General features: G+C 42.4%; 12 protein-coding genes. 8 read left to right on the top strand and 4 right to left on the bottom strand.

Annotation, left to right across the window (positions count from 1 at the left end):
• Window positions 1-216 precede the first annotated feature (216 nt).
• The 6 genes from ONV78_RS04890 to ONV78_RS04915 all read left to right on the top strand — a co-directional run bounded on the left by ONV78_RS04890 (window position 217) and on the right by ONV78_RS04915 (window position 6,705).
• Complete coding sequence (locus tag ONV78_RS04890) at window positions 217-1,830, top strand: recombinase family protein (protein ID WP_279501540.1); 1,614 nt, start codon at window positions 217-219, stop codon at window positions 1,828-1,830.
• Between the two features lie 132 nt (window positions 1,831-1,962).
• The gene (locus ONV78_RS04895; RefSeq protein ID WP_279501541.1) at window positions 1,963-3,609 is read left to right on the top strand and encodes an AAA family ATPase; all 1,647 of its coding nucleotides are present in this window, start codon (window positions 1,963-1,965) and stop codon (window positions 3,607-3,609) included.
• The gene (locus ONV78_RS04900) at window positions 3,606-4,721 is read left to right on the top strand and encodes a UvrD-helicase domain-containing protein (RefSeq protein WP_279501543.1); all 1,116 of its coding nucleotides are present in this window, start codon (window positions 3,606-3,608) and stop codon (window positions 4,719-4,721) included. The genes ONV78_RS04895 and ONV78_RS04900 overlap by 4 nt, the downstream gene beginning before the upstream one ends.
• 145 nt (window positions 4,722-4,866) lie before the next feature.
• A complete protein-coding gene (locus ONV78_RS04905; RefSeq protein WP_279501545.1) occupies window positions 4,867-5,370 on the top strand; it encodes a hypothetical protein in 504 nt (167 codons plus the stop codon).
• A 75-nt stretch (window positions 5,371-5,445) separates the two neighbouring features.
• Window positions 5,446-5,907 carry a hypothetical protein gene (locus ONV78_RS04910; RefSeq protein ID WP_279501547.1) on the top strand — a complete coding sequence of 154 codons (462 nt, stop codon included), beginning with the start codon at window positions 5,446-5,448 and terminating at the stop codon, window positions 5,905-5,907.
• Window positions 5,908-5,934: 27 nt separating this feature from the next.
• Window positions 5,935-6,705 carry a hypothetical protein gene (locus tag ONV78_RS04915; RefSeq protein ID WP_279501548.1) on the top strand — a complete coding sequence of 257 codons (771 nt, stop codon included), beginning with the start codon at window positions 5,935-5,937 and terminating at the stop codon, window positions 6,703-6,705.
• Between the two features lie 308 nt (window positions 6,706-7,013).
• On the opposite strand, the gene ONV78_RS04920 is transcribed toward ONV78_RS04915, so the two are convergent.
• The 3 genes from ONV78_RS04920 to ONV78_RS04930 all read right to left on the bottom strand — a co-directional run bounded on the left by ONV78_RS04920 (window position 7,014) and on the right by ONV78_RS04930 (window position 9,883).
• Window positions 7,014-8,273 carry a DNA/RNA non-specific endonuclease gene (locus tag ONV78_RS04920; RefSeq protein ID WP_279501552.1) on the bottom strand — a complete coding sequence of 420 codons (1,260 nt, stop codon included), beginning with the start codon at window positions 8,271-8,273 and terminating at the stop codon, window positions 7,014-7,016.
• 339 nt (window positions 8,274-8,612) lie between these two features.
• The gene (locus ONV78_RS04925; protein ID WP_279501554.1) at window positions 8,613-8,762 is read right to left on the bottom strand and encodes a hypothetical protein; all 150 of its coding nucleotides are present in this window, start codon (window positions 8,760-8,762) and stop codon (window positions 8,613-8,615) included.
• Between the two features lie 2 nt (window positions 8,763-8,764).
• The gene (locus ONV78_RS04930; RefSeq protein WP_279501555.1) at window positions 8,765-9,883 is read right to left on the bottom strand and encodes a hypothetical protein; all 1,119 of its coding nucleotides are present in this window, start codon (window positions 9,881-9,883) and stop codon (window positions 8,765-8,767) included.
• Between the two features lie 905 nt (window positions 9,884-10,788).
• On the opposite strand from ONV78_RS04930, the gene ONV78_RS04935 reads away from it, so the two are divergent.
• Together ONV78_RS04935 and ONV78_RS04940 are read left to right on the top strand one after the other, a co-directional pair.
• Entirely contained in the window at window positions 10,789-12,003 is a 1,215-nt protein-coding gene (locus ONV78_RS04935; RefSeq protein ID WP_279501556.1) for a type IV secretory system conjugative DNA transfer family protein, read from the top strand.
• 819 nt (window positions 12,004-12,822) lie between these two features.
• Window positions 12,823-15,840 (top strand): type IV secretion system DNA-binding domain-containing protein, encoded by a 3,018-nt coding sequence (locus tag ONV78_RS04940; RefSeq protein ID WP_279501558.1) that lies wholly within the window; start codon window positions 12,823-12,825, stop codon window positions 15,838-15,840.
• A 68-nt stretch (window positions 15,841-15,908) separates the two neighbouring features.
• On the opposite strand, the gene ONV78_RS04945 is transcribed toward ONV78_RS04940, so the two are convergent.
• On the bottom strand, window positions 15,909-17,390 hold the full coding sequence (locus ONV78_RS04945; protein ID WP_279501559.1) for a hypothetical protein: 1,482 nt from the start codon (window positions 17,388-17,390) through the stop codon (window positions 15,909-15,911).
• Between the last annotated feature and the right edge of the window lie 146 nt (window positions 17,391-17,536).

Below are 17,536 nucleotides of genomic sequence, written 5' to 3' on the forward strand. Positions count from 1 at the left end.
TTCACCGTTGGTCGAAATGCAGATGCCAAACGCATCATTAGAAGATAAGCAAGCCGCGCAGGAGAAGTTGTGGGTGTTCTTAGAGGCGCTTATTCACATACATTCACGTGTATTGGAAAACGAGCGAGCAGATCTTGATGGACAAGGGGACGTGGGGAGGAAGCATGACAATACCCCATAATTTGATAGTCTGTATCTATAACAACCACCATATCTATGAGGAAATACTACGCATATATACGGGTTTCAACCCAGAGGCAAGGAGAGAAAGGTTCATCGCTCCAAGAACAACGAGCGGCTATTGAGACGTTTGCAAAGCGAGAGAAGCTGAACATTGTTGAATGGTTTGAAGAGCGAGAGACGGCTGCAAAACAAGGTCGAACATTGTTTCAGAAGATGTTCCGCGCACTTAAGAGAGGTCGAGCCCATGGCGTCATCATGCACAAGATTGACCGAGGTGCCCGTAATCTCCGCGACTGGTCAGATCTCGGGATGCTCATCGATCAAGGTATAGAAATGCATTTTGCCAATGAAAATCTTGATCTCAATTCCCGTGGTGGACGTTTGTCTGCGGATATCCAGGCAGTTGTTGCAGCTGATTACATTCGAAACCTTAGAGAAGAAGTACTTAAGGGATTATATGGACGGCTTAAACAGGGCTTTTATCCACGACGTGCGCCGCTTGGATACCTCGATAACGGGCCAGGACAACGAAAGACAATTTGTCCATATCGAGGGCCGTTAGTTCGAACGGCATTTGAACTATATGCAACTGGTAACTACTCTCTAGAATCATTGAGAGATGCCTTAACAGAACTTGGATTATCAACCCGTAGTGATAGACCTATAACGGTAAGCAATGTCGCTGTTATGTTGCATAATCCCTTTTATTACGGGCTCATTCACGTAAAAAAGACCGGTGAGACGTTTCTGGGGAATCATGACCCATTAGTATCCAAAGCGCTTTTTGAACGTGTCCAGGAAGTTAGAAGGAAACCAATAAAAGTTAAGACAGCTAAACGATGTTCATATGTGCTTCAGCGAATGATGCGGTGCTTGAGGTGCGAGAGAGTACTCACTGGAGAAACCCAAAAGCGAAAAAAATACTACCGATGCCATTCTCGCTCATGCCATGGAACTTCATTTCGAGAAGATACGATCCTCCAAGCCGTTGTGAACTTTTTCCAGACAGCATCTATAGATAACCCAATCTTAAAGCTCATTTCCGAAATGCTTGAGATTATGAAAACTGACTTGCAACAAAGCGTTGAAGATATGACAAAGAGTCTGACGTTTTCTCTCAAGAAGTTAAAAGACCGCGAGGAACGATTAACCGATGCATATCTCGACCGTGTAATAGATCGAGAAACCTATATGGCCCGCAAGGAGTCATTACTCAATGAGCAGATTGAAATTGAGGAACAGATGCAAGGAATACAGGAAAACTCCCTCTATGATCAAAGAGCGCAAGAATTTTATCAGCTTATAGAGAGTCTGAAAAAACTGCCCAATTTGAAGATTCCAGATGAAATCCGGAATCTTCTAAAACGGGCAATTTCGAACATCTCCGTGTACGGTAAATGCATTGAAATTACTTGGGATTTTCCTGTGAGAACTATCTTCTCAGTCCCTAATTTCCTTTACAGCGGGGCACACAAGGGCCAATGTCGAACATTCACCAGTCATGAGTCCGGTTGTAACTGCAAGATTCCTCAAAGCAATACAGAAAAGATCATCTGGTCAAAGGAGCGTGCGCACGCAGTTGCTCGTGCGGTACTGATGGGAAAGGAGGAGTGTGAGCGGGAAGAGGAGAAGTATAGAGAGATGTGATACAACGTCCCCACGTCCCCTCATCCAGTTTAATTCCTACCACAAAGAATCTAATTGATGCACGTTAAATTCCAAAATTTTGATATTGTAGTAAACTGATATTTAAACGGGACTATTGGGATAATAATGTTTATGAAAATAGATAAAGTTGTTATCAAGAATTTTAAAAGATTCAAGGGTAGGTTTTCTTTAGAGCTAAATGCCGGGGTAAATATAATCGTGGGCGATAATGAGGCTGGAAAGTCGACGATTCTTGAAGCTATCAATCTTGCATTGACAGGGTATTATTGTGGTCGGCATATCAGTATGGAACTGTCACAATACTTATTTAACGAATCTACGGTAAATGAGTTCTTGGACAGCTTACGAACAGGACATGCTTTACCACCCCCGGAAATACATATAGAGTTATTTTTGAGTGGTGAGGATATTACGGAAACTGCGTTGTCAGAGGGCGATGGGAATAGTGACAAAGTTAGTTATAGTGGAATTTCATTTAAAATAAAGTTTAATGATGAATATAAGTCTGAATATGAGGCTTTAATTTCGAGCGGAGATGTGAAAACAATTCCAATTGAATATTATCATGTTGATTGGAAAAATTTTGCGAGAGCTTCTATTACGAGTAGAAGCATTCCTTTGAAATCCGCGTTGATAGACTCGTCTTCCACACGCTATCAAAACGGATCTGATGTCTATATAGGAAGAATCGTGAAAGGGATGTTGAGTCCAGGAGATATCGTTAATATATCTCAATCCCATAGGGGGATGAGGGAATACTTTATGGAGGATGAGTCAATAGAGGCTATAAATAAAAAAATATCAGAGGCGGCTAAGATTACAGAAAAATCTGTAAAATTATCTGTCGACTTATCGACGAGGAATGCCTGGGAAAATAGCTTGATTACGTGCCTAGATAATATTCCATTTCATTTTATAGGGAAGGGTGAGCAGAGTATTATTAAGACTAATTTGGCATTAGCTCACAATAAGGCGAAGGAAGCGAATGTAATACTTGTTGAAGAGCCAGAAAACCATTTGTCACACACTAAATTAAACTCCCTAGTAAAAATAATAAAAGATAATCATGCGGATAAACAAGTAATTGTTACCACTCATAGTAGCTTTGTTGCTAACAAGCTTGGGTTAGATGACTTAATACTTCTGAATGATGAGAAGACATTTAAGTTGGATGAGCTATCCGATGATACTAGGTTATTTTTTGAAAAAATATCTGGGTATGACACTCTCAGGCTTATTTTATGTAAGAAGGCAATACTGGTTGAAGGTGATTCTGATGAGCTTGTAGTTCAAAGAGCATACAAGGATAACAATGGAGGCGCATTACCCATAGAAAACTGTGTAGAGGTTATTTCAGTTGGAACTTCTTTCCTACGCTTTCTGGAGGTTGCTGAAAAACTTGGTAAAGCCGTAAGTGTACTCACTGATAATGACGGCGATGTAAATGCTCTTAATGAAAAATATGAGAGATATATTGGAGAGAATAAGAGAGAGCATATTGACATATGTTTTGACGAAAAGGTCGATGGAGGTGAACTTTTAATTGGAACCAAATCCTTCAACTACAACACTCTTGAACCAAAGATATTAAAAGTCAATAGCTTGGAGAAGTTTAATAAGATATTTGAAGTTGACTATAAAGATGTTGATGATATGCATAAATATATGCGAAGAAACAAGACGGATTGTGCTCTAAAAATTTATTCAACCACTGAGAAAGTTAACTATCCAGAATATATTTTGGAAGCTATAAAATGAATAAGTTAATTATAGCGGCTGCTGGTTCAGGAAAAACAACTTTTGTGGTGAGTGACGCTATCAAAAAGGCTGAAGGAGGCGTCAGTGTCTTAATTACAACTTTCACAGAAGCTTGTGAGAAAGAAATTGCAAGTAGAATAATTGAAGAGCATGGCTGTATACCACCGAATATTACTATTGTTACTTGGTTTTCTTTTTTAATAAATCATGGTGTTAAACCATATCAAGGATCTTTGTTTGAAGATGATATAAATGGAATGATCCTAGTTGAGGGAAAATCGGGGCTTCGTTATAAGAGCAAGGCAGGATTTCCAGTCTACTGGGGAGAGAAAGACTTTTTTAAGTACTACTTTACGAACGATATGAGGATCTATTCAGATAAATTGGCAAAGCTAGTCTTTCAATGTAATAAGGCGGTAGAGGGCAAGGTTGTAAAACGAATATCTCATTGCTTTGAATGTATTTATATTGATGAGGTGCAAGATTTAGCTGGATATGATTTAGAAATTCTCGACTTACTATTTAAATCAAGCTCGGATGTGATCTTGGTGGGAGACCCAAGACAGGCTACTTATTCTACAGCTAACTCAAGTAAGCATAAGAAGTATAAAAAATCTGAGATAGTTAATTTTTTTGAAGACAGTAAGCTGGACATAGAGACTGATACATCATCTTTGATAGTAAACTACAGGTGCTGTGAACAAATATGCGCTATATCGAATGCTCTTTATCCTGGAATGTCAGCAACCACTTCAGGAAATACCGAGAAAACGGGGCATGACGGAGTCTTCTTAGTGTCAGAAGGATATGTTGGTGAATATCTTGAAGAGCATCGTGAATGTCGGATAATACAGCTTCGCGAAAATGTACTTAAAGAGGTAGACGATAGATTTGATGTTATTACATTTGGTAAATCTAAAGGGCTGACATTTGACAGAGTTGTTATATATCCGACTAAACCTATGATCAACTGGTTTAAGGATTTCGATTCTACATTAGGCCAAGCTCCTCGATCAAAACTATATGTGGCTTTGACTAGAGCGAAATACAGTGTGGCCATCGTATTAAACGAAAAAGATATGGGCAGATTTAATAAGTCAGATCTTGAATAATGAAGTGCATTGTTTAGAACTGTAAGTGAGCCAAGCGTATAAAGTTTGATTTAGTAAGAAAAATACGCGAGTATTGCTGTGCTTGCCTGAATATTAAAGTTCGATGGAGAGTTTAAGCTAACGGAATTTGTAGCGAGGTACAGTAGTGACGAAGATGTACTCCTTCGATCAATTTGACTTTCCAGAATCAAAACTCCAAATCCCCCTTGTTAAAGATCTTGAACGGCCAGTACTGGATGCGGTGCCGGCAGTACTCATCACTGAATATTATGGCCTTGATGTAATTGCCCAAATGCGGGTGAGCGCACGCAATCGCTTCCGGTGCTATTTTTGTGACGAGCCAGTACAGCTTACCGCACGCTTAAAGAAGCAGGATGGTGTAGCTGGCATACCTCTGTACGCAATGAATTCACATCTCTACTTTTTTAAGCATCGGCGCGGTTGTGGTCAGCATTGTCAATGGAAATCTGGTAACGCTAACCGAGCGTTAGTCTATAAGGAAATAAAAGAAGGCGGGCTCCACCGTGCATTCAAGACCTTAATTAGCGAAACGCTTCGTCAGCTCCCTGATTGGAATGTTATTGCTGTTGATGATCGATTTGCTCTCAATCCTGATCGACCCCACGGGGAGGCTTGGTATTCTAAATGAATACATAGGTGGCACCCGCTGTGAAACGCATGTAGCTTAAATATATAAAATGATAGGGACGAAGGAGTGATATTAATGAGGAAAGTAGAAATACCGGAACTTACTTTTAGCGATTGGTGTTGGTGGGAAAGAAGAGCCGAGATAGGTAATATACGATATCCTGGCGTATACATGTTGGCCATATCACCTATTGATCTATCCGGTAAACCTGTAAGTTACGATAAAGTCTCCTATATCGGTATGACTAATGCCCAAGCTGGCTTGATAGGAAGGTGGGAACAATTAAATAGATCCATTCATGGGAAAGCTGGACATAGTGGAGGAAATTCAATATTTAAAAAACTAGGCAATTACCAAACATGGAAGGGAGGGCTAGATCTATACGTATGTGCTATGCCTGTTGTATGCAACGTGCTAGCACCTACTGAAAAAGACTTACGCTTAATGGGGGGCGTCTGTTATATGGAGTATGAGGCCTTCTCAATCTATAAAAAATTTGTCAACGGTAGTCAAAGGCCAGAGTTTAATACAAGATAAAAATCATTCGAAATAAAGGGTAAGTAAATGGACGTTTTTTCTGATGTGAAGTTCATTGCTGCATTGGTTAGCTTGGTTGGAATATTGCTTGCTGCCATAATAAGTAGCGCCGGATACTTTTATAAGAACTGGACGGAGAGTAAGAGAAGCGCACGTAAGGTGCTCTATTTACTTCTTGAAATTAGGTACGCTATCAACATATCACTGTTTAGTCCTAGCGCTTCGGCAGAAAAATTTATGATTCATTACTCCAAGAGAATGGAAGAGAGAGGGCTACAGTTTGATCTTGACGTTGCTAAAAAATCAATTATGCCTCTTATTATTAAATATTTCACTGATATGTCGAACTCGTTGAAGGTTGATATTGAGAAAAGGCTTCTTACACCATATGATAATGCGCTTATGGAATTGGCTGCGGTAAATCCAGTACTAGCATATCAATTACGAGGAAAAGATAAGTTTGATGATATAGGTTTTCACGTAAATCGCTATACAGACTCAATTAGGGAAAATCTACCTAAAGGTGACCTTTATGACTGGATGGTAGATTTGCTTGAAAATGAGGCCAAAGAAGTAAGTAACAGCACTATATCAAAATTAGCTTTAAATTTTGATTCAGATATTCTGCGGCTTGCCAGATACTGTGGTCGTCGAGACTTGCGGAATTCTAAATATTGTATCGATAATAGCTACTCGACTACCAATGATATTGATTTCTCAGAGTTGGATGAAATGATAGATTTAATAATCGATAAATGTTTAGATGAGTATACGAAAAAAGAATTTATCAAAATATAAGATAACTCTGCTATTCCACAAACGAAGTAATTGTATTCGGGGTGGTTGGTTTTTATGTTGGTGAGATTGAATCGGCTTAAAGCTTGAAAATTATTTGATGCTGTTTTACTCATATAGGTGGGCTGTATATGAATATTATTTATAGGGTTTTTTCTTTTTTTGAGGATGTATTATATGTGGTGTTTGCGCTGATATGTTGTCAAGGCGTAAATTGTAATCCGCGAGAATTTTTCCTTATGATTAAAAGTTAGAGTAAAGCTTGTTAATATCTAGTCAGAAATTAGCAAGCTCATATGGTGGTGCATGGTCTACTGATCTAATGTATCTCTTGGAGAAAGAAATACCACAGGGACTCCAGTTTTCAGCATTGGCTTTATATAGTTTACCCAGTCAATTCTATTTCCTACACCATCAAATAATCTAATTATATCGCCATTGTTGGCAAGCTTTATCGGGTCTATAGGCTTAATAACTCTAGATTCTCCAGGTTTAACTAACGTATCACTTAGTACCGTACCAATGGTCAGTGACGCAGCGTTATCATTTAAAACCCAGTCCGCTATATTAATATCTTGATTTCCCAGATTAGTCAGAGAAATCCACTCATTTCCTTGATCCGCACCTGTAGGGTCAACCATTGCGGCTGAGATAAAGATGTCTACGATGTCATCTTTGATAGTTTGCCGTCTGTCTCCGGTGTTGACGATTTCAGAAGGTTGTCCGACTTCAATTCGCTCTGGTGTTTCGGTTACGTTTTCGGAAGGGGCTGCGTTTTCCGGGGTAAAGTACAGAGGGTTTGCGTGGTAGATACTGGCGTCAAATACTAGGCCAGTTAATCGCTCAATTTCTGTTATGGTGGACTGGTATGTTTGGTTGTTGTACCGGGTCCGTCCCTCCTTATCCCGTAAGGCCTCTGTGTCTTGGTACATAACAAAAGCGCGCACATCTAAAGCCTTTGAGTCCTTATTTTTGAAGCAAACAACTTTGAAAAATCCAGCAGGTATTAGAGCCAAGTCTCTGCCGCTAGGGGTGATACTTCTATCGAAGTCGGCATAGAAAGGACCAGAGAAAACGGTAATTTTGCCGTCATCGTCTAGGTTAAGGGCGTATACCCAATCTTCTAGACCTAACCACTCGTCCTGATTCAGGTTCTCATGTTGCAGACAGCTATTTGAGTAATAGAATGTCTCATCAGACGCGTGTTGAGCTTCCTGTTTATTAACTCCCCATGCTGCGCTGGTTCGCCGGGCCATATGTCCGCGATCCCAAGGGTTCGAACGGTAGTATGCATTATCTAACTGGTTTTCAAAGCCTATGCGTGGATCGATCCTCCATTTGTTACTACGACCAGTTTTTTTATATAAGTTCTGATCTATGTTGAGGGCCACAAATAGTGGCGAGCGTTTATTCGTCTCGCTGTTTATGACTAGTGAGTAGTGAATATAGTCCGCAATCTGCCCATTTCTTAGTGATGGCTGGTTACCCAGTACATGACTGCTTAGGTAGACACTATAGGTTGGTAATGGCAAGTTAATGCCTGTAAGAAAATTGTCATCATATCCGCTCATATCCATCTCCTTGTTCATTATCCAGAAGAACACTGAGAAGTAATAGCAGTAGTCTTTTTCAGTTCTATTACATGGTTTTTTGGAGTTTATCAGTACGTACTCTGGTAGTTATTTTTATGCAAAAAAATAGCGAATTTAGAGTTTTTCTGCAGATGTTAGAAATTTTTGTCTATATAATTTGTAGGGTTGAAGATAATGCACAAAGTGATGCAATCTAAAATCTATGTATTAAAGGTTAAGGGGTGAAATGGTTTTACTTATGGGAAAGATATGGTTATATCAACCATTTCAATAAATGGTTGATATAATTTACTAATTGATCACCATAATCTCTCTTCGTTAGCTGACTTCCCAACCATTGCGAGTTCCATCCTCAACTCTGCGAATTTCGTGTACTGCAGCATCCCCAATAATTCCAGTTAGTATTTCGGATAATCTTATATTTTTTTCTTCGTTAGTGGTATATATATTGTCATCTGGATAGAACATGATTACATCTCCATTGTTGATGTTAGTATGTTGCTGTATACGAAGCGTATCATTTCTGCTAGAGATTTATTATTCTCAATTTCACTTTTTGCCTTGCTATGCATTGCGGGATATTTTTTCATAAACTCCATAATCTCTATACGCTTTTCTTGCGTTAATGGCTCGTTGTTGAATAAAATTCCATTTGTCGTCAATGCTTGTTCAGCATTTCTATATGAATTCTCTAGATTTGTTATAAATCGTATTGAGTTAGGGAAATAATTTCCTACATTTAACTTCATTTTTTCTTCTTTGAGAGAATTCGGTGAGTCAATGCTAAATGCATATATTGTGAATTGGGTTTTAAATATTCCGCTGTCTATTTTGTCAACACTTTCTTTAATCTCTAGCGCTTCCTCTACATTATTGCCGCCATTATTAGCACGATCCTCTAATAGTTTGTATATTGTTATGAGCTGAGTAGGAACAGCTAAGTTAGATATCTTACTATTTACTGCGTTATCTAATTTTACCCTTTTCCTTTCAGCTAGATTTTCTCCTGTTAGAGCTTCGCTAATTGTATCGCTTCTAGCTAGCTCTTCAGCGGCAGTACCTGTAGCAAACCACTGTACGGCTTGAGCGTTATTGTTCCCATTTGTCGCACCAAAGTTTACTTTTGCAAGCACAGAATGAGCTTTAATCTTTGAACCTTGAGGGATCGCAACTCCCATCTCTGTTTCAATGATATTAAGCTGACTGGTTTGTATGGAGGGAGATACAGAGGGTTGTATGGGCACAAATGTATTAGACTCTTCAGTCGCTATATTATTGGCTTTACCGTCATTAGCGACTCTCACGTACTGATAGTTTGACCTTTGAAGATTCGTATCATTCGATTTTGTGGGAGGAAGTGAGTTGGTAGGCTTAATATGAAAGTCATAATCGGGAATTAAAGGATCTATTACTCCTTCTTGTCTCTTATACCCAACTACGAATTTAGCTGGATTACCGGTTTGTGGCTCTGAGCCGACCTCGACTCCGATCGTTGTGTTCGTAAAAAATATTAAATGAGGTTTGGTTGAGCACCCAGCTAGCAATAGTGAAATTAAGACAAGGTACTCTATCTTGCGTAAGTTAGTCATTTTAACTGCCCTTGTTAATTGTATTAATTTATGATGTTATCTTCTGAAATAACTAGCACCTCTGCCAATGTGGTCTTGCAATGACTAGTGATATTTACATCCATAGACATCATTGTTTTTTCAAAATAACCTAGCCCAATACTGTTAGTTGTTATCGAAGCACCACCTCCTTCAATTGATTGGTATTGACAGTGTGTGTCTTTAGTACTGCTATGTTTAAAGGCTCCTATATATGCTCCATTATCAAATAATAAGACAGGTCTATAGGAACATCCGGAGATGGATGTGATACTTATTAGAAATAATGAGATGGTTGAGATGTAAGGTTTTTTTCTATGGTTGGCGGTGTTTATTATTGAGGATACGAATAATTTAAACGAAAAGGGAGAGGAGGGGGCATATTTATTAACGAGTTTTATTTTTCGAATTTTCATATACTATCGTCCCTTTTATTTTTTATTATTTTCCTTTTAAATTGTTATGTGATTACTATTCGTATAAGTTTGGCGGGGTGATGACATAGAAAGTAAATTTATTATTTTGAAGTGAGAAGCGCAGGCGGTGAATATTGAGTCGAAACTAAAGGAAGAGTGGCCTACGTTATCAGCTAGAATTCTTATGATCTTGTATGTGAGTACAGGCCTGTTGTTCACTTAACTTTCTTCCTATCAAGATAGAAGCGAACAGGGGATTAAACAGCATCCACTGCCGTGTACCCTGAAAGATAGTCCTGCGTGGCTAAAAAATCAACAATTTTTGAGTGTGCAGATCAGTCGCATAAGTAGGAAAAGTTATGCGACGACTAAAGCTATTACTTCTTTTTCATTTTTCCGGAAATATAGGGTGTCAGCATGTGCATGAAGGCACATTCAGTATTCTTTTGAATTTAATGATTTACGGCTTTTATGTCCGGGATGGCAGACAATTTTGATATCTCATATTTCGGGAAAACGAACTGGCGGCCTCCGTATTCTCGATTTGGCATAAAGCAGCCAGACAGGCTCTTCCATATGTATGTCATAGGGAAGACTGGTGCCGGTAAATCTACCCTTCTCGAAAACCTAATCATGCAGGACATCCATGCCGGGCGTGGCTGTGCTTTTATTGATCCTCACGGTGATATTGCGGAGTGTATCGCTCGGCGCATACCGAAATCTCTTCAGGATAACTTTATCTATTTGGATGCAGCTGATCCAAACCAGCCGTATGGATATAACCCGCTGCGTGGTGTGGGTACAGCGTACATTCCTATGGTCGCATCCAGCATAATGGACGTTTTGCAACAACTCTGGGGGAAGGGGGCCTGGGGTGTCCGTATGGAGCATTTGCTCCGTAATACTCTGTTTGCGCTCCTGGAATATGGAAAGGCTTCATTTCCCGATATCTCCAGACTGCCGGGCGACGAAGAGTTTCGAAACCTCGTTCTAGCTCATGTGAAGAATGAGGCAGTATTACGATTTTGGACACAGGAGTGGGCACGGTATACGCCGTCTCAGCAGCGCGAAGCATGCGGGCCTATTGAGAATAAAGTGGGGGCGTTTCTGGCTGACCCTCGTCTATACCGCATGCTGACAAACCCACCAGTCCAGCTTTCTATTCGCAAAGCGATGGATGAGGGGAAGGTGCTCGTCGTCAACCTTGCTAAAGGAAAGCTCGGAGCGGACAGTACACGGCTCCTAGGCGCATTTCTCATAAATATCATTCAGAGTGCTGCCTTCTCTCGTGCAAACATCCCAGAGCATGCCCGTCGCCCGTTCTATCTCTATGTCGATGAGTTCCAGCACTTCACCACAGAGGCGGTTGTGTCGATGGTGTCTGAACTTCGGAAGTATAAGGTTGGGTTGGTGTTCGCACATCAGCATCTCCATCAGCTCGAACCAAAGATCAGCCAAGCGGTACTGTCCAACATGGGAACACTCATTTCGTTTCGCCTGGGGCCGCTGGATGCGCCGATTATGGCGAAGCACTTTAATCGAGTCTTTTCTGCGGACGATCTGATGAGTTTGCCGTATCACTCGATTGCACTCTCACTCATGATTGATGGCTCAGCAAGCAAACCATTTAGTGCGAATACGTTATCGCCGCGTACGAACTTTGTGAAAAAGCGTAAGCTTCATTAGGCATGCACTGGTTGTTTTGTCTGGAAATGGTTACGGATGGTGTTCCCATATAAAGCGCTATCTCCAGACGATATTGTTAGAACACTGTTAATAGAAATATACATGAATAAATATTGATAATTCGGTGGTTTTTATTTCTGACCGTTACCCACGCATATACATTAAAAAGTAATTTTGTCATACCGACTTCATTGAGATATGCGTTAGGTCACACTACGCTTTTTAACGCTGCAAGAAGAGCGCATAAGACAGCGCAATACGCGCGTGTTATGCAGTATGCGTTTACCTGCAAAGGGAGATTAAAGTATGCGTGCCATTCCTACCGATATCATTTCTAACTGGCATTTCCGAGTCGAAGGACTACAGCAGTCCACGAATGAATTCTACGATGCCGTCGAGCACAAGCTTAAAGAGCACGATGCGCCGCGAGTGCGGACTGAACGGGTCCGCTTCTCGGAAGGTGGTATTGGCTCTTCAAAGCGTGAGTACCTTCAAGTCCGTCGGGGGGAGCATGTCTTCCACGTCTGTGCGGCGCCGTTTGGTAATGGGTTCTTTATTTCGTGGTGGCTTGGGTATATCGACTCCGGCTTTTTCGCGTGGTTATCGCGCCTCCCGGTTATTGGCTTCGTTATCAGACACCTCATAAAGCCGATCACATACTACCGCTTGGATACTGCGAATATGTTCCAGTCACTCACAGCTGGCTGCGTGTCGCAAGTTCTGGACGGAATATTGGAAGCTAGGGGAATGAGTGCCCTCGCACGGGAGGACTATAAACCGACTATACGGGATCTATTGGGGCGTGGTCGGTAGTGTGCTGTGTCGCAACTCATAGAGGAGGCGCTGACTAAGAGCTTCTATGCTTGGGAAATGCGGGGAAGGGGATGGCTCTCTGCCGACGAGGCAGTACAGCTCGAACCGCCATACCGCCCTTTTTTCTTGCTACCCGAGCATGAAGCTCCGCTTGTTGCGCCGTATGACGATGGAGTCCATTTGTCATTCTGGCAGCGGTTATTTCAGCGGAGGCCAGATCGACAGATACTTCCCCAGAGAAGCTATGAAGAGCAGCAGCCATTTCCAAGAGCGCTTCCGTATGAGCCTGTATCGTTTCAGCTGTGTATCCCTCCAGAATACAAAACTAATCACGAGCGCATGTGCGCTATGCTGCGGACGCTCACCGGTGCAATGGAGACAATCTCCTTTGAATTAGTCGGTTCTCATGGTGTTGTAGAGTGTGCGCTGACATGTCACCAGATTGATGCGGAGTATATCGGAAGCACGTTACGCGCATTTCTTCCAGAAGGATCAGTACACGCGGGAGATGATTTGCTCCTAGCTGCGTGGGACGGCACCAATACGCAAGCACGGATAGACTTTGGGTTGTTCCGTGAATTCTTTATCCCCCTTGTTCATGTCCGCAACTTCGCTATCGACCCATACATCGCGTTAGTGTCCGCACTCTCTCGTGCAAGAGAAGGGGAGTGTCTCTGCATGCAGGTGCTCATCGAGCCAGTGAAAAATCCATGGGCGCGGACAATCATGGATGCACTCACGGATGAGGAAGACGGAAGCTGCTTTTTTGCGGATGCGCCAGAGTTCCTTCAGTTAGCCAAAATGAAGACGGCTTCGCCACTCTTTGCCGTATCTCTCAGAGTGGGCGCACAGGCAGATGAAATACGCATTCCTGAACTCTTAGCCGGGTTTGATGGAGTATTTGATCAGTATGGCTCTGTGCATGGAAACGAACTATTTCCCTTGGACGTCACGTACCACCCAACGTATGACGACGAGACGCTGTTGTGTTCGCGGGCAAGCCATCATACGGGCATGATTCTCTCCCTTGAGGAGCTGGTGGGGCTGGTGCATATACCTGACGAGTCCGTACGAGGACCGTTGGTGAGGGAGATTGCGAGCTTTCCAGAAGAGGATGAAAACGGACTTGTCATTGGCTCCTATCAGCATGACGGGGAGCGCATACCCGCTACCATTCCGCACATAGATCGGTTTGCGCATACGCACGTGGTCGGTGCATCTGGCACAGGGAAGTCATCGTTGTTGCTCTCTATGATCTTGCAGGATGCGCGTTGTGGTAACGGGTGCATGCTCATAGATCCTCATGGTGATCTAACAGACGATATCTTGCAGTGTATGCCAGAGAGTCGATTTGATGATGTGATTGTGTTTGATCCTTCTGACGAGCGGTTTTCTATTGGATTAAACATCCTGCAGGCAGAAAGCTCCCACGAAAAAAATCTACTAGTCTCTGATCTCGTATCTACGATTGCGCGCCTTTCTACGTCCTGGGGCGATGTGATGACAACAGTGCTTGCAGAGGCCGTGCTTGCGCTGGTGGAGAGCGATGAGTCGTATTCGCTTCTCGATCTTCGGCATTTCCTCTCTGACGTCTCATATCGGGCAAAATGCCTCGCACCTATCACAGATCAAGCCATACAAGCATTTTGGGAGCATGACTTTCCGCGCATAGGGGCACGTTCCATCGGGCCGTTGGTGACTCGTCTTGATTCGTTTCTTCGAGCTCGCATGTTGCGATATGTGCTTGGGCAGCCGAAAGGCGGGATTCATCTGGGAAACATTATGCAAGAAGGAAAGATCCTGCTTGCGCGTCTTCCGCTTGGGCTCATGGGAGCAACAAACGCCCAACTACTCGGAAGCCTTCTCGTTACCAAATGTCAGCAGTATGCGATAGCCAGGCAGTCGATACCGAAGCAGGATCGCAAAGCGTTTTTTCTCTATATCGATGAATGCCAGCACTTCGTGACGCCCTCACTGGCTTCCATCTTTGGGGAAGGTCGGAAGTATAAGTTAGGGCTCACGCTTTCCCATCAATACCTTTCGCAACTAAGTCGTGCTCCTGAAGTTTCGGATGCTGTGCTCGGCAATGCGCATAGCCGTATTGTGTTTCGGGTTGGTGGTAATGATGCGCGCTCACTCGCGCAGGGATTCTCTGCGTTTGATCATCAGAACATTGTTTCACTGGGGCGTGGTGAGGCGTTGGTGCGAAGAGGAAACATGGGGAACGAGGTTGCGATTACAACAGAATACATCGAAGTTCCCGACGCATTCCAGCAGCGAGAGGAGTTAGTGTCCCGTTCCCGCGAGAAGTATGGAATTGCTGTATCGCAGATAGAGCAACTCTTCCAAGAACGCTATGCGAGGAAAGAGGCACCGCAAAAGGCCGTCGTACCCTATAGACAAGAGCCCCCCGAGGATCAAGAGAAGCAAAAGCCAGTAGAACACATCAAAGCACCAGAGCGGGCTACTCCAAAGACTCCCACACCTCCTCTTGCTATCCAGGAAGACGCTGAAGAGAAAGAGACAAAGCGTGCAACCACACAACACATATACCTCCAGAATCTCATAAAGCGGCTTGCTGAAGAGCGTGGGTGCAGGGCGGTCATTGAAGAGCCGTGCCCGGGTGGGGTTGTGGATGTTGCGTTGTATCGCGGAAAGGTGAAGGTGGCGTGTGAGATATCGGTTACTACCGACATGAAGCATGAGCTGCACAACATTGAGAAGTGCCGCGCAGCTGGTACATACACACAGATTCTGTCGATTGTGCAGAAGGCCAATATGCGTCTCCGCATGGAGCAATATTTCAAGAAGGAAGGTGCGGGGAAGCTTTCGGTGTTGGTGATTAAGCCGGAGCAGATCCAGGAGTGTGTGGAGTCTCTATTTCCTCCGACTGAGCCGACCACCAGTTCTGTGAAGGGGTATAGGGTGAAGGTGAAGCGAGGGAACCCTCCTCCTGACGGTGGGCGGTCGGTTATCGCGGAGATTATTGCGAGGTCTGTGCGGAGGGGTGAGTCTCCGAAGTGAATGCGTTACCTCTATGAGGTAACGCCATTGGACATTATATAACTCTACAGTGTTAAAAATATGATTATCTATGCAGCCTGACGAGGATGTAGACTTAATATAAGTTCAGCTTTAAATCCTCTTTCTGTCTTTAATGGTATTTGGTATTTTCCAAGATTATTAACTACTGCTATTGATCCAGGGCTCTCACTAGATTCCGCTCCAGTGAAAACATATTGTAAAGACGTAGAATTATCCTTATTCTTTATCTCGATTGAAATTGTGTCTCTATATAGATACTCGCCTTCTATATGTCTAGTAGTATTTAAAACTCCGTTCACGGTATAGCCAGTGGTACTAATAGAAAGCTCAACGCCGAACTTTAGTGAGTCGCCAGTAGTTATTTTTTTACTATCCAAAAATATGGAGAATAATTTAGGGTTGCGATTATTTTCATTTCCAAAAAGCTCACTGTATTGTCGGATTATTGCACTATTATTAGAGCGACGACGTTCGGTAAGAAAGCAATCAAAAGAGCCTCTAGTAGCGACTGCGGCCTCAAAATAATAAGAAGCTTTAATCGTCTTTCCTTGATTCTTCTCTGCGTGTATAGATGGGGGAAGTGGAAGGGCTTCGACCGCTAACTCTCCATCTGCTCGGTAGTCACCAAAGAAAAATCGCACTAAATTTTGATATCCCTCTTCAGAGTTAACAATCCCATACGCACCACTATGACTTTTATGCACAAAAGCTCTAGGAGACTTCTCGACCGTTGCATTTTCAATCCTGACTAATCCATCACTCATCTCGCCTGCAAACAGGCTTGATAGACCATTCGCCACCTTATAATCTTTATTGTTTGTTCCAACTAAACAGAAAAAATCGTCAACGTTAAACTCTTTGTCGCCTAAAGAATTGGCTTTTTCGTTGTCTGGTAAGCTTAAATATTCTTTTATATTGTTGCGATTAAAGTTGTTCATGTCCCATAGCTTTAAAAAAGACGGAACATTAATTCTTGCCATGTCTATTCCATTGTGTGGGGTGGCATAAGTGAAAACTTTGCTTATAAGTTTTCGAATTGTTCCGTCATTGATCCCGTCGTTTTGGATAAGGCATCGACATACAAGACCTCCCATTGAGTGGGCAACCAAGTATACCTTGAATTTTTCTTCTAATTCTTTTTCTCCACCGCAAACCATCTTTCGTATATTGTATATCAAACTTCTAAGTCCAACGGCAGCATCAAAAATAGATAGACATCGACCATTGCCTAGATCTCTGTCAGCTGGATCATAATAACGATATATAACAACGCTTTTCGAAGGTATGTGGTCCGAAATTTCTTCTCCATTAGAGTATGAATCTATGTAACTATATTCTTTCATAAGCCTAATTAATGGCGACTCAAAAACATGGCGTTTTACTGCCCCGTCCCACGACTGTCTTATTTTTGTAGATCCTATGTTAAATCCCATATAAGGAGTTGAAACAGTCTCAGAAATCGCACTTTCTGTCATTGCATAGCCGCGCACATAAATTATTGGAAAATAGGGGCTCTCAATGTTGGCCATACCTGACCTCCTGTCAGTGAAATCAAAGCTAAGGAACCTCTGAAAAACTACCTGCGTTGCCATTGCTGTGTCAAAAGTCGGCTCAAAATGCGCATTTATTCACGATAAGCTGTGCTTTTTCACCGACTTTTTCCTTGCACTGGCGG

The sequence above is a fragment of the Hahella sp. CR1 genome, from assembly GCF_029813005.1.
In the GTDB taxonomy this organism is placed as follows: Bacteria; Pseudomonadota; Gammaproteobacteria; order Pseudomonadales; family Oleiphilaceae; genus Hahella.